This is a genomic window from Paenibacillus sp. SC116, assembly GCF_024733555.1.
Classification (GTDB): Bacteria; Bacillota; Bacilli; order Paenibacillales; family Paenibacillaceae; genus Paenibacillus_B.
In genome coordinates this window covers 529,888-544,248 of the sequence record NZ_JANIOF010000002.1, presented here as the reverse complement: position 1 = coordinate 544,248, position 14,361 = coordinate 529,888, and the positions used below count along the sequence as shown (strand labels likewise).

Here is a 14,361-nt window from a genome sequence, read left to right as displayed (position 1 = left end):
TGATGAGAATATGAGAATGTAAAAATATAAAAACAAAAAACCTGCTCCGTGAAGAAGCAGGCCTACCATCTTCTTATTTTTTCCCTAACGTTACTTTTCGTTCAACTACTTTACCATTGGATCGCTGCTTTACCTTCATCTTAATCGTTTTACCCGGTAATACACCTTTAAGTGCTTCATTTACATCAACAATCGTTTGAACAGCATGACCATTCACGGTAAGCAGCTTGTCTCCTTTGCTCAAGCCCGCTTTTTTGGCATTTGCCGATTTCACCTCTGTAATCGTTAAACCTTCTTTCGCCGGCAACCCATAAGAGGCAGCCCAGCTCTCTTCCAACATAATACCAATCGATGATCGCCTCACCTTGCTGTATTGAAGCAACTCTGATGTTACCCATCTCACCGTATCTACAGGTACAGCAAATCCTAGTGTATCCACATCCTCGCCGAACGCCTTCAGCGTATTTACTCCAATTACTTCACCACGTAAATTAACAAGCGGTCCACCACTATTACCTGGATTGATCGCTGCATCGGTTTGCAAATATCGATAGGGCTCATCAATATTACGGTCCAATCCACTCACAATCCCTGCACTGACGCTATTTCTCAGCTTCACTTGTAAAGGCACTCCGAAGGCAATGACCGTTTCACCAAGTTCCACTTTTGTGTTATTGGAAGCCAATTTCAACGTCTTCAAGTTCTTCGCATTTATTTTAATTAAAGCAATATCAGTCTCTTCATCAACAAGAGACTTAACTACATCGTACTTCTTCCCATCTTGAAAAATGACTTTGACCGCTTTAAGTCCATTCACAACATGTGCATTTGTAACGATCCAACCATCACTGCGAATGGCAAAGCCAGATCCGAATCCTAATGCATCCCGCGGATCCTCCACTTCTTCTAACAGCAATGGATCTTGCCCAATAATCGTTACGACCGCAGGATTCACCTGTTTTACTAGATTCGGAATAATATTTGATGACACGTTAGCTAAAGCAGAAGAAGATTTTACAGCTCCTACTTGCTGAGGAATTGCGGTTACGGTTACTGCTATTACTAACGCTATTATCATCGTAAATAAAGACCAACTTCTTAATCGTTTCAAAACTCAACACTCCCGCCATACATATAATCATATTCTCATATCTATTATAGTCTTTCTCCCTAGTTAGGGAATAAAAAAACTCTTTGACGATAATCATCAAAGAGTTCAACACAATCCGACGTCTATAAATCAGTCCCCACTTGACTGATCTTTTCTATAAATAACGGTTAGACTACTTCCCAGCTTCCAGCTCAGCTGGCAGCCATGTTCCTTATCACTCTCTTATGTACGAATACCCATTACATATAGATGGAGCAAGAGTCAAATAAGTAACAACCTACGTTTCAAACTAGTAGAAGCTAGCTGCACTACCTCAAAAAGAAGAAGTAATCTGGAGGAGTAATTCCAAGATATCCGCATACCATAACGACATCTGCAAGAACAAATGTAAGCAAGCTTACTGCAGCAAACCCTAGTGCGAATAAGTTGCGCGGACGCTGCTTCACTTGTCTAATCAATGCCCAGAGCAAAATTAAAGTAAATGCGACCATAAATACATCGAACCAATCAAAGGCGACTTTGCCTGCCTCACCTGCAGCTATTAACATGGTGGACCTCCCTTTATGCAAAGAGTTTACCTATCTTATCCCATGTTATATTTATCCATTCTATCTTGCAACATAAATGTTGGAAATCAAACTATATTGTCACGATTTATTCACAATTCCGAAAATAATCCGCTTATTCTATGGCAGTAGTTTTATCTCATCATAAGAGCGGATCATGACATCTGCTGATGCCGGCTTTTGTTGAAAGTGTCCATCCTCATCAATGAAAATATGCATCGCACAGCCTGCGCTAGCACTCATCTCCATATCGCCCGTAGAGTCTCCAATGACAACAACGTCCTTCGGCTCCAATCCAAGCTCCTCACAAGCCAAATACACCATATCCGGATATGGCTTGCCATGGGACACGCAATCATCCCCAACAACACTATCAAAATGCTGGCGAATCCCCATTTTCGTCAAGTGATCCTGGGAAGGTTCTTTATCATCTGCTGTAACAACGCCTAGCTTCAAGCCAAGTTCTTTGCAGCGCTCCAAAAACGCTACAACACCACGTACAGGTTCAATTTGAGCGTTCAATACATTACCTGCATTTGCGTGCTCAAATACATCCGTAGCGCGACGCACCGCATCATTCCAAGGGACACCAGCCCGATATAAGTAATAAGCAGCGATTCCTATCATCTGTGAAGGAGAACCCATCGCCAATGGACCGAACCGATCATGAGAGAGCACATGACGATTTTCATCAAGATTAACGCCTAGCAAAAAACCTGGCCCTTCAGGTAATTCTGTCCCTTCAAGGCGCAGTTCCCGCTCCAAACCTTCTAGTACGGTTTCTGCCCAGCGCCCCCATAAACTAATAAACTGCAATAAAGTACCGTCTTTATCTAACAACACACCTTTTACTTGCACATGATTGCCGCCTACACTTAGTTCTACCATTTCTCTCACCCTTTGCCCTGTAGTCCATTCACGAGTACATCGTCTGTACAACGTTTTCGACAAAGGAAGCCCATCTCCTTCCAACAATCTCCTTCCTTAGACAACAATTGAGTAGGCTTATGTACGTAAGAACTGATACATCCGCCAGCCAATATGCAAGTAGCAAGTCAAATCGTTCAAACTTGGCCCACATGCCCACATCTGTCCATATAAAAAATGCGATGTAATTAGGGAAGACTGCAATAACACTGCTTCCCCTACTACATCGCATTTATGTTCCAGATCAGATAACGATTAACAACTGCAAGATAAATGAGATTCAGACTATCACTTACCACTTAACTTGCGGTGTAACTGCTTATAATTATACTTTACGTTGAACTGCCTACTTCATTACCTTCGTCTATCTGCTGTCCTTGCAACTCGACTGTGCGTACACGATCTCGTTCCATAATTGGTAGCAAATACTGTCCAGTATATGACTCTTTCACTTGAACGACTTGTTCCGGTGTACCTTGAGCAACAATCATACCACCGCCACTGCCCCCCTCTGGACCAAGGTCGATCATATAATCGGCTGTCTTGATAACATCCAAGTTGTGCTCAATAACGAGCACACTTTCACCTGATTCAACAAGACGATGCAGTACTTCTAACAGTCGATCGATATCCGCTACATGCAAACCTGTAGTCGGCTCGTCCAAAATATACAACGTCTTGCCCGTACTGCGGCGATACAGCTCAGAAGCAAGCTTCACACGCTGTGCCTCACCGCCAGACAATGTCGTTGCCGGCTGTCCCAATGTCATATAGCCAAGTCCAACATCCAGCAGCGTTTGCAGCTTACGATGAATACGCGGCACGTTCTGGAAGAATGCTACCGAATCCTCAATCGTCATACCCAAAATATCTGCGATATTTTTGCCTTTGTACTTAACGTCCAAGGTTTCACGATTATAGCGTTTGCCCTTACATATTTCACAAGGCACATACACATCCGGCAGGAAGTGCATCTCAATCTTAATAATTCCGTCCCCGCGGCATGCCTCACAACGTCCGCCCTTCACATTAAAACTGAAACGGCCCTTTTTATAGCCACGAATCTTCGCTTCATTCGTTGTCGCGAACAAATCACGAATATCGTCAAAGACGCCCGTATACGTTGCTGGATTGGAGCGTGGCGTACGGCCGATTGGCGACTGGTCAATATCGATAACCTTCTCAATATGCTCAAGGCCTCGAATTTCACGATGTGCACCAGGACGAACTTTTGCCTTATGCAGATCACGCGCTAACGTCTTATAAAGAATTTCATTAATAAGCGTAGACTTGCCTGATCCCGAAACTCCCGTTACAGCCGTAAAGACACCTAACGGAATCTTTACATTGACGTTGCGCAAGTTATTTTCCTTTGCACCGCGAATTTCCAACCAACGATCATCTGTCTTACGACGCTGCAGCGGTACTGGAATGAATTTACGTCCACTCAAATATGCACCCGTCAAGGATTGCTCATCCTGCATAACTTCCTGCGGTGTACCTTGTGATACAACCTTACCACCATGAATACCCGCTCCTGGCCCGATATCAATAATATAATCAGCAGCCAGCATCGTATCTTCATCATGTTCAACAACAATGAGCGTGTTGCCCAAATTGCGCATATGCTCCAACGTGCGAATCAAACGGTCGTTATCACGTTGATGAAGTCCAATGCTCGGCTCGTCTAGAATGTACAATACGCCCATCAGGCTGGAACCTATTTGTGTTGCTAGACGAATACGCTGTGCCTCACCGCCGGACAATGTACCAGCAGCTCGATTCAACGTCAAATATTGAAGCCCGACATTGACTAAGAAGCCCAATCGAGCATTAATTTCCTTCAAAATAAGGCTTGCAATCAGCAATTCTTTATCTGTAAGTGTCAACGACTCAAACCATTGCTGCGCCTCACCAATCGACAATGCCGTAACGAACGCGATGTTCTGATCATTAATCGTCACAGCTATACTTTCTTTGCGAAGACGATGCCCTTTACAGCCACCGCATGGCTTCGCACTCATAAATCCTTCGATAAATTCACGGATGCCTTCGGAAGCTGTCTCGCGATAGCGGCGCTCTAGATTATGAATAACGCCTTCAAAGGTAACTTGTGCTTCCTTGCGGTGTCCAAAGTCATTTTCATAAACAAATCGAATCTTCTCAGATCCTGTGCCATGAAGAATCTTCGTCATATGCTCAGGTTCCAATTGTGAAACCGGAATGTCAGTCGGAATAGAATAATGCTCGCAGACAGCACGAAGGAACTGTGGATAGTAGTTCGACGTACTTCCGGCCCATGCCTCGAATGCTCCATCATCGATTGATTTATCTCGGTCTGGCACAAGCAGCTCAGCATCGACAATCATTTTCTGTCCAAGCCCATCACATTCAGAGCAAGCACCAAAGGGACTGTTAAATGAGAACATGCGCGGTGCCAACTCATCGATGCTGAATCCACACTCTGGACAAGCTAATTTGGAACTGAACACAAGCTCTTCCTGATCAATAATATCAACGATAAGCTTGCCACCGGACAAGTTCAACGCAGTCTCGATCGAATCTGCAAGTCTTGCTTCAATATCATCCTTAACAACGATACGGTCAACAACCACTTCGATATTATGCTTCTTGTTCTTTTCTAACTCAATCGCATCAGACACATCGCGTATTTCTCCGTCAACACGTACACGAACGAAACCTTGTTTTTGAATATCAGCAAACACAGATTTATGCTCGCCTTTGCGTCCCGATACGATGGGAGCTAGCAATTGCAGCTTGGTCCGTTCCGGATAGGTCATAATTCGATCAACCATCTGCTCTACCGTCTGAGATGTAATCTCAAGACCGTGGTCTGGACAATGTGGGCGACCAATACGTGCAAACAATAGACGAAGATAGTCATAAATCTCCGTTACCGTTCCTACTGTAGAACGAGGATTACGGCTAGTTGTCTTCTGATCGATAGAAATAGCAGGCGAAAGCCCATCAATCGAATCTACATCTGGCTTCTCCATTTGACCGAGAAATTGACGCGCATAGGCAGATAACGATTCTACATAACGACGCTGTCCTTCCGCATAAATCGTATCGAATGCCAAAGATGACTTGCCAGATCCGCTCAAACCCGTCAACACGACGAATTTATCACGAGGGATCGTGACATCAATATTTTTTAAGTTGTGGGCTCTTGCCCCTTTAATGACGATATTCTCACTAGCCAACTTACACCCTCCGCTCTAGGTTCACGCGAACCACAATTTCAAGCTTCTATATCAATAGAACGAAATATTCGTTCTACTCCTCAATCCATTGCACGCAGCTCCAACAATGCATCGCGCAGTTCCGCAGCACGCTCAAACTGCAAGTTTTTCGCCGCTTCTTTCATATCCTGCTCTAAGCGCTCAATGACAGCATGACGATCCTTCTTCGACATCTTCTCAAGAGGTTTGTTAGTTGTGTACTCTTCCTTCGACTCAGCAGCTTTCGTTGCTTCAATAACATCCCGTACTTTCTTGCGGATCGTTTGCGGCGTAATGCCGTGCTTCTCATTATATGCGATTTGGATCGTACGACGGCGTGCCGTTTCTTTGAGCGCCTTATCCATTGAATCCGTAATCTTATCACCATACATGATAACGAATCCATCCGCATTACGCGCTGCACGCCCAATTGTCTGAATAAGTGATCGTTCCGCACGCAGGAATCCTTCCTTGTCCGCATCGAGAATGGCTACCAGGGATACCTCTGGTAAGTCCAATCCTTCTCGCAACAAGTTAATGCCGATTAATACATCAACAACACCTAGACGTAGATCACGCAATATCATCATCCGCTCTAACGTCTTAATATCAGAGTGTAAATATTTAACCTTGATCCCTATCTCTTTCAAATAGTCCGTCAAGTCCTCTGACATCTTCTTCGTCAACGTTGTGACGAGCACACGCTCATCCTTATCAATGCGCGTTCTTATTTCTCCAATAAGATCATCGATTTGTCCCTTCGTAGGACGAACCTCGATAACAGGATCAAGCAATCCCGTTGGACGAATGATTTGCTGTACCATCTCTGGTGTATGCTCTAACTCAAATGGTCCTGGCGTTGCCGAGATAAACAAAGCTTGGCTTACTTTGCTCTCAAACTCCTCGAATCGGAGTGGTCGATTGTCCAATGCGGACGGCAAACGGAAACCATGTTCCACCAACACTGTCTTCCTTGCTCGGTCACCATTATACATGCCTCGAATTTGCGGAAGCGTTACATGTGACTCATCGACAACAACAACAAAGTCATCAGGGAAGTAATCCAACAAGGTGTATGGTGTCGCACCAGGCTCACGGAACGTAAGCGGACCCGAGTAGTTCTCAATACCAGAACAGAAGCCCATCTCCTGCATCATCTCAATATCATAGCGCGTACGCTGTTCAAGACGCTGAGCTTCCAGCAGTTTATTTTCGCTGCGCAGCACTTGCAGGCGCTCTTCCAATTCACGCTCGATATTAACGAGCGCCACCTTCATCGTTTCCGAAGCTGTAACGAAGTGAGATGCTGGGAATATCGCCACATGATCACGTTCGCCAATAATCTCACCCGTAAGCACATCAATTTCCGTAATGCGCTCAATCTCATCGCCAAACAACTCTACACGAACAGCCTGCTCTCCCTTGGATGCTGGGAAAATCTCGATTACATCGCCCCGTACACGGAATGTTCCACGCACAAAATTCAAGTCATTGCGCTGATATTGAATGTCCACCAACTTGGACAATATTTCATTGCGTGACCTTTCCATGCCCGTACGTATAGAAAATACCAAATTTCCGTATTCAATCGGTGAACCTAAACCATAAATACACGATACACTCGCTACGATGATAACATCCCGTCGCTCAAATAAAGATGACGTCGCAGAGTGACGTAGTTTATCGATCTCTTCATTAATACTTGAATCTTTCTCAATATACGTATCCGAGGACGGAATGTAAGCTTCGGGCTGGAAGTAATCATAATAACTGACGAAGTATTCCACTGCATTATTAGGGAAAAATTCTTTGAACTCACTGCATAGCTGAGCAGCCAATGTCTTATTATGTGCGATGACAAGTGTAGGCCGATTGAGCTGGGCAATCGTATGGGCAATCGTGTATGTCTTACCCGTACCCGTTGCACCGAGCAGCGTTTGGTATCGCTTCCCCTCATTGACCCCCTTTAGCAGTTCTTTAATCGCCTGTGGCTGGTCTCCTTGGGGACTAAAATCTGATACTAACTCAAACGACTTCGAACTCATCTGAATATGTTCCATACTCGCTTATCACCGCACCCTTCATTCTCGATCCTAATCTAATAAAACCTTGCTTCTAGGTCTTGAGATTCATTTCCCTCAACCACCGTCATTATGCTAAAGTTTCGCTTCCGAACACCCGATATATGAAACAGTATAGCCCTATCACAACAGCAAATATCAATGCTAAATAGCTATATATGAAATGAACGGATTTATTATCAATCCATCATAACTTAATTCAAGGTAAAATAAGAATGTTTGTTCCCTTTAATTATACTCCTACAACTGTTTGGATGCAAATGGGAACTTCATTTGGGAGGATACTATTTATGGACAAAACGACGATTGTCGGAATTGCCGCTGGGCTTATCGCACTCATCGGCGGATTTATTATGGAAGGCGGTCATTTGAGCGGGCTGTGGGAAAGCACTGCAGCTATCATCGTATTTGGCGGTACGATTGCCGCAGTCGTTGTCAGCTTCCCAGCCAATCGTTTGCGCACAATACCTGATGCATTGAGAATGGCGTTTACACAGCCAAAGTCCGAGATGCCCCAACTCATAGATGATATTGTCGCAATGGCTACTCAAGCTCGCCGTGAAGGTGTTCTCGTTCTGGAGGATGAAGCACATAAACATAACAATCCCTTCCTGAAAGATGGTCTGCTACTTGTCGTTGACGGCACTGAAGCGGAAACGGTGAAAGAACTGACCGACCTAGATATCGACGCTGTCGAACAGAAGCATGAAGGTTATGCCAAAATATTCGAAGCTGCAGGCGGATACGCTCCAACCATGGGGATTATCGGTACAGTCATGGGTCTTATTCATGTACTTGGCAGCTTGAATGATCCTGCCAACCTAGGGCCTTCGATTGCAGTTGCCTTTATAGCAACTTTGTACGGCGTAGCAACTGCCAATGTCATCTATTTGCCGGTATGCACCAAGATTAAAGTGCGCAGCAGTCAAGTCATTCGAGAAATGGAGATGATTCAATACGGCATTCTCTCTATTCAAGCAGGTGAAAACCCACAAATCATCCGCAAAAAGCTAAGTTCCTTTATGCTGACTGAAACTTCTCATCAACCGTTAGCTCGAATGCCAGAAATGAATCGAGGGATGAAGGTTGAGACGCAGAAGTAGAAGGCGCGGACAAGCTCCCGCAGCCGAAAATCAAGAAAGATGGCTTATCACCTATGCCGACCTGATTACGCTTCTCATGATTTTTTTCGTCGTTATGTACGCGATGAGTCAGGTCGATTTAACTAAATATGAATCCTTATCTTCAACTCTTCAATCCACATTCAACAATAGTGGAGGCAATGGTGCTCTGCCTGAAGGCAGCGGTATTTTAGAAGGTGCTCATACGAAACCGGGAGAGACAGGCGGATTAGAAACGAAGGTAGATGGGGGCTCTGGCGATTACAACACGGACAACCGTGACGGCAAACAGCCGCCATCGAATCAAGGCGTTATGATTGGTCAAATTACGCAACAAGACTTGGCTTTCCGTAAGCAGGAGCAGAAGCTTCAAGACACGATGAAAAAGATCCAGCAATATATCGATGAAAATGATCTACAAAACTCCATCAGTGTCAGCGATGTACCTAAAGGAATCGAGATTCGCCTAAGTGACCGACTCCTATTCAGTCTCGGGCAATCTGAATTGACTGCTCAAGCCGAGCCAACGCTAACAAAGCTCGCTTCTCTGTTCAGTCAACTTGATTCTATGATTAGCATTGAAGGCCATACAGACAATCTTCCGTTTGCGTCTGGCAGCCGCTACAAAGACAACTGGGAGCTATCAGCTGAACGTGCATTGTCTGTGCTTCGCTTCTTCATATCCGAGCACAAACTAAAGACAGAACAATTTCAAATTGCAGGTTACGGTGATACACGACCGGTCGCTACTAATGACACGGTAGAAGGCCGCCAAAAAAATCGTCGTGTAGAAATTATTATTTTGCGCGGCGTCATGCGCCCAACTTCATAATGCTATAACCAACACAGCACCGGGGGATAACCCTAGGTGTTTTTTTCTTCCATTTACGTTTTACGCACAATCTATCCACATTTTCATACGACTTATTCACATATACTTTTTTGTTATGCACATTATCCACCTACTTATACACAAACATGGAATAACTATTGTGGAATATTCAATGTAAGCACTTTATTATCCACAAAAAATGCCCTGAATCCAAGTTGGAGTCAGAGCACAACTTATACTATTCACATCGTTAAGAAAGAGTTTGTTCTTCTGAAGCTTGCTCAAGCCTTTTGTTAGATTTTCTCCACGGAGACAAGAACAATTGCCTCACAGATAACGGCTTCATTGCAGCAACATAAGATACTTTGTCATCTGGAGCTAATAATACACCTAATTGATGATGCTCGTCAGCATACATAGCACGCTGCACAAACTTCACATCCCCATTGCTATTTAACACTTCAAGCTTGCAAAAGGCCGCATTTGCGCGTAAAGCCTGATGCAATCCTTCTTTAGTTCGAACAGGGATTCCATTTACTTTCGAAATAATTTCTCCTGGCTGAAGCTTCAACTCTTCTGCCGGGCTTCCAGGCAAAACTGCTTGGATAAGTAAGCCTCGCTTATCATGCGTATACATCGAGCTTCGCCCTGACTCCTCGCTGCGACTTTGATAAACAAGCCATTCATGCATCGCAATAGCCACTAACGCTCCAATCGGAGCTAATGGATACCACCAATGAGCTAGCAATGCCACCGCCAGTAGCGCTGCGGCATACATATACAGTCTCGACGCCGTAACTTTAGCCTTATCCTGCGGCAAATACGTATAGGTCATATCACTAAAACCAATGACAATCGGCAAAGCAGTGAATGCCCATCCCGAAGTCCCTATTCCCTCCGCAAACAAAGGCATCCAAGGCAGTACCAATCCATCAGCAGCAGGTACGAGCAGCAACAACGGCATCGGCCAGAACATGTTCATCTGATAACCACCTACGATGCGTCCCCGCTTGCTGTCCATATAGAAAGGACTCGCAAAGCGTGCTGCTTGCTTACGTACAAGCCAAGCCTCCGCCGCATGAACGAGCGCGATAATGACGAGCAAGCCTGCCGCGTTCATATCTCTGAGATCTGTTACCCATGCCGCCATCCATCCTGAAGGCTGCCAATCGGGCATAAGTCGCAATATAAGCTGCAGCAGTACAAGTACTCCACCAGCATAAGCGAGACAGATCCAACGAACACGAAATAGTACGAGTACAAAAGTTATAATCCAAAGCAATATCATTACTGAACTAGGAATTAGCGCACCAAGCCCTACAGCGGCAAAGCTGACTATAACTCCAGCAGCTAACCCTCCCAGCAAAGCTCTCCACGTCTGCTCAAGCCAACTCCGCATCTTAACCGCATATAACCGTCGTTCCAGAAGCATTTGACGACGATATTGTATCGCTATAAACACAACTGCTAACCAATAAAATGGATTCAACAGCCCTACCAATATTGCTTGAGCGATTCGAGTACCGAATGCAACGATGAGGTCCACATCTTTCGCCCCCTTCTTATATAACACCTTACCATATAAAATAAATGAGTCGCTAATAACAAAAGCAAAAAGAGAAGGTACAAGCCGAAGCCTGCAACCTTCTCTATATTCGACAACGACTAACGAATTTCCTTCTGAACCGCTTTAATCGCAGCATCCAATTGCGCATCATTCTTCGGATCACGAATCGCTTTAATGACCGCTTGTTCCAACTTCTCGGCAGTCAACTTATTCACTTCCCCCGTCACTGGGAGACTATGTTCACCTTGGAACTTCTCTACTGCTTGCTTCGTATCAGGTGAGAAGTAACCATCTACTCGATCAACCGAATAGCCGAGCCCCTTCAAAATGTGTTGAACGTTCGCCACATCTGGAGAAGTCAAATTAAGCTTCAGCGTTTTATCTTTCGGAATAGGTGCTGCTTGGAAGTAGCTTGGTTGAGCTACCTTCACATCCGGCTCAATTCCTTTTTCATGTATCCACTTACCGTCCGGTGTCAGCCATTTCGCAATGGTAAGCTTGATGAGATCCCCATCATTTTTGGTGACAAGATGACTTGCTTGAACCGTACCTTTTCCAAAGGTATGATCACCAACAAGAATAGCTCCAGCTGATTCCTGTAATGCAGCTGCCATAATTTCCGAAGCACTAGCACTGCCTTTATTTGTTAGCACTGCAATCGGGTATGGTTTCACATCTTTCGTACCTTTAGATTTATAAACATCCCGCTTCTTATCTCGATACTCCACTTGCAAAATTGGCTTGCCGTTAGGAACAAACAGCTCCGTCATTTGTTTAACGGTATCAAGCACTCCGCCTGGGTTATTCCGAACATCGATAATGAGCCCTTTCATCTGCTTCGCTTCCAGCTCTTTAAGCGCCTTTTCAAAGCGTTCAGCTGTGTTGGCAGAATATTGACGAAGCTCAATATATCCGATATTACCTTCCAGCATCGATGGATATACCGTCTCTAAATCTACTTTGTCGCGCTTAATATGGAACACCATAACCTGCTCATGACCAGGCCGCTTCACCTCAAGCTTAACGGTAGAACCTTTAGGACCGCGGATTTTACTAACCGCTTCCGTCAAAGTTTTACCATCAAGACTTTCACCATCAACCGTTAGGAGTACATCTTTAGGCTGTAAGCCTGCTTTCTCAGCTGGAGAGTCTTTGATCGGAGAGACGACCGTAACAGAGCCATCCTCTAACGATACTTCAGCACCGATTCCTGTAAATTCACCCTCAACACTTTCATTGAAAGAAGTAGCCTCGCTTCTTCTCATATAAGTAGAATAAGGATCTTTCAAAACAGCAAACATTCCGTCCAATGCGCCGGACACCAGCTTTTCCCGTTCAACTGGCTCTATATAATTGCTCTCAATAATATGAAGCACAGAGTTAAGCTTCTGCATCTGCTGCGATGAGAACCCCGTACCTGTTGCATTCACATGGCCGGAAAGAGCCGGTACGTTCATCACAGCCACCGTCAGTAAGCTGCTCAATACGATTGCACTGCCTACCATGAGCGCTACTGTCCGTCCTTTGAATGACATCTGCTCACCGCCTTCATGAATTAGAGCTTGTAATATGCTCCACAATTGTAGTATATGTCTATGTCTATCTTATCCATTCAAATAATTTTCAGGATCTACCTTATTTCCGTTTAAACGCACTTCAAAATGAAGGTGGTTACCTGTAGAGCGTCCAGTTGTTCCAACCTCAGCAATTTTCTGTCCTCGGCTTACAACATCGCCCTTACTTACTTTAATGCCACCATTGCGAATATGGCCATAAAGTGTCCACAAACCATTACCATGATCAATAATGACCGTATTACCATATCCATTCCACAACTCTGCCATAATGACAGTACCGCTCTCCGCTGCATAAATTGAGGTACCTGAAGGGGCAGCCATATCCATACCGCTGTGGTTAGCAGCTCTGCCTGTAATCGGGTCGGTACGACCACCGAAACGAGATGTTAACGTATAAGCATCTTGTAACGGAACTGCTAGCTTGCCACCGCTGTAAGCCGGTACACTTGTTACATGAGAAGTAGTCGATTTTTTCGCTCTCTCCGCAGCTTCACGCTTTCTACGCGCATCTTCTGCTGCTTTCTCCTTCAACAATTTCGAACGCTCCATTGCGAACTCTACAAGCATCTTATCTTGTTCGTCGCTTAAGCCGTGAGCTTCCTCAATTTGCTTGTCTAGGCTTGCAATCATGACTTCTTTTTCACGTTCTTTTTGCATCAGATCCTGCTTAGTGTCATCTAACTTAGCATAGAGACTTTTGACATGTTTAAGATCCTGCTCAATTTCTTTCTTCTTCTCAATGACGAGCAGCTTGTCCTTTTCATGATCCTCTAGAATCTTCTGATCCTGGTTTGCGATCAATTCCAGCGAATCAAGACGATCCAAGAAATCTTTAAAACTAGTCGCACTGAACAATACATCCAAATAAGATACATTGCCGCTCGTATACATCAGCTTCACACGTGTATCCAACATTTTGCTTCGCTCTTCGATGCGACGATTCGCTTCTTCTAATTGGAATGCATTCTCGCTCAATTTAAGCTCTGTCTTATCGATATCGAGCGAAACTTTCGTCATTTCTGCAACCTTGGACTCGATCTGATCAGAAATCATTTTCATGTCCGCTTGTGTCTTCTTTTTGCTCTTCGTTGCCTTGGCAGCCTTAGCATCAGCGTTTTGCTGGACTTGCTCGGCTTTACGCATTTCTTGCTGTAAATCTTTTAACTTGCGGTCCACGGAGCCTGCCTGAGAAGCTTCTGTGACTGCAGCAGGTGTCATCATGAGCAGCATAGCTCCACACAACGCAACCGCGATACTTTTCTTCTTCAACAAAGTCTCCTCCTCTTTCCATTAAATCGATACATCTATCGTCCATGCTCCATATTCGCTATAGAATT

At 44.6% G+C, this 14,361-nt stretch carries 10 protein-coding genes; 2 read left to right on the top strand and 8 right to left on the bottom strand.

Annotated elements, in window-relative coordinates; translation table 11 throughout:
- Positions 1 to 73: 73 nt before the first annotated feature.
- The 5 genes from NQ117_RS14085 to uvrB all read right to left on the bottom strand — a co-directional run bounded on the left by NQ117_RS14085 (position 74) and on the right by uvrB (position 7,906).
- Entirely contained in the window at positions 74 to 1,111 is a 1,038-nt protein-coding gene (locus NQ117_RS14085; protein ID WP_258278657.1) for a S1C family serine protease, read from the bottom strand.
- A 308-nt stretch (positions 1,112 to 1,419) separates the two neighbouring features.
- Positions 1,420 to 1,659, bottom strand: coding sequence for a hypothetical protein (locus tag NQ117_RS14080; protein ID WP_258278656.1), 240 nt, complete (start codon positions 1,657 to 1,659; stop codon positions 1,420 to 1,422).
- A 138-nt stretch (positions 1,660 to 1,797) separates the two neighbouring features.
- Positions 1,798 to 2,628: an HAD family hydrolase gene (locus NQ117_RS14075; RefSeq protein WP_258278655.1), complete on the bottom strand. Its 831-nt coding sequence runs from the start codon at positions 2,626 to 2,628 to the stop codon at positions 1,798 to 1,800.
- A gap of 308 nt (positions 2,629 to 2,936) precedes the next feature.
- Positions 2,937 to 5,828, bottom strand: a complete 2,892-nt coding sequence (gene uvrA, locus NQ117_RS14070; RefSeq protein ID WP_258278654.1) for an excinuclease ABC subunit UvrA — start codon at positions 5,826 to 5,828, stop codon at positions 2,937 to 2,939.
- Between the two features lie 80 nt (positions 5,829 to 5,908).
- Complete coding sequence (gene uvrB, locus NQ117_RS14065) at positions 5,909 to 7,906, bottom strand: excinuclease ABC subunit UvrB (protein ID WP_258278653.1); 1,998 nt, start codon at positions 7,904 to 7,906, stop codon at positions 5,909 to 5,911.
- Between the two features lie 311 nt (positions 7,907 to 8,217).
- Between uvrB and NQ117_RS14060 the strand changes: the two genes are divergently transcribed.
- Both NQ117_RS14060 and NQ117_RS14055 read left to right on the top strand, forming a co-directional pair.
- Positions 8,218 to 9,030: a flagellar motor protein gene (locus NQ117_RS14060; RefSeq protein ID WP_258278652.1), complete on the top strand. Its 813-nt coding sequence runs from the start codon at positions 8,218 to 8,220 to the stop codon at positions 9,028 to 9,030.
- Complete coding sequence (locus tag NQ117_RS14055; RefSeq protein WP_258278651.1) at positions 9,014 to 9,880, top strand: OmpA/MotB family protein; 867 nt, start codon at positions 9,014 to 9,016, stop codon at positions 9,878 to 9,880. The genes NQ117_RS14060 and NQ117_RS14055 overlap by 17 nt, the downstream gene beginning before the upstream one ends.
- 250 nt (positions 9,881 to 10,130) lie before the next feature.
- On the opposite strand, the gene NQ117_RS14050 is transcribed toward NQ117_RS14055, so the two are convergent.
- The 3 genes from NQ117_RS14050 to NQ117_RS14040 all read right to left on the bottom strand — a co-directional run bounded on the left by NQ117_RS14050 (position 10,131) and on the right by NQ117_RS14040 (position 14,293).
- Complete coding sequence (locus tag NQ117_RS14050) at positions 10,131 to 11,426, bottom strand: PDZ domain-containing protein (protein ID WP_258278650.1); 1,296 nt, start codon at positions 11,424 to 11,426, stop codon at positions 10,131 to 10,133.
- Positions 11,427 to 11,545: 119 nt separating this feature from the next.
- Positions 11,546 to 12,982 (bottom strand): S41 family peptidase, encoded by a 1,437-nt coding sequence (locus NQ117_RS14045; protein WP_258278649.1) that lies wholly within the window; start codon positions 12,980 to 12,982, stop codon positions 11,546 to 11,548.
- Positions 12,983 to 13,051: 69 nt separating this feature from the next.
- Positions 13,052 to 14,293 (bottom strand): murein hydrolase activator EnvC family protein, encoded by a 1,242-nt coding sequence (locus NQ117_RS14040; protein ID WP_258278648.1) that lies wholly within the window; start codon positions 14,291 to 14,293, stop codon positions 13,052 to 13,054.
- Positions 14,294 to 14,361 lie beyond the last annotated feature (68 nt).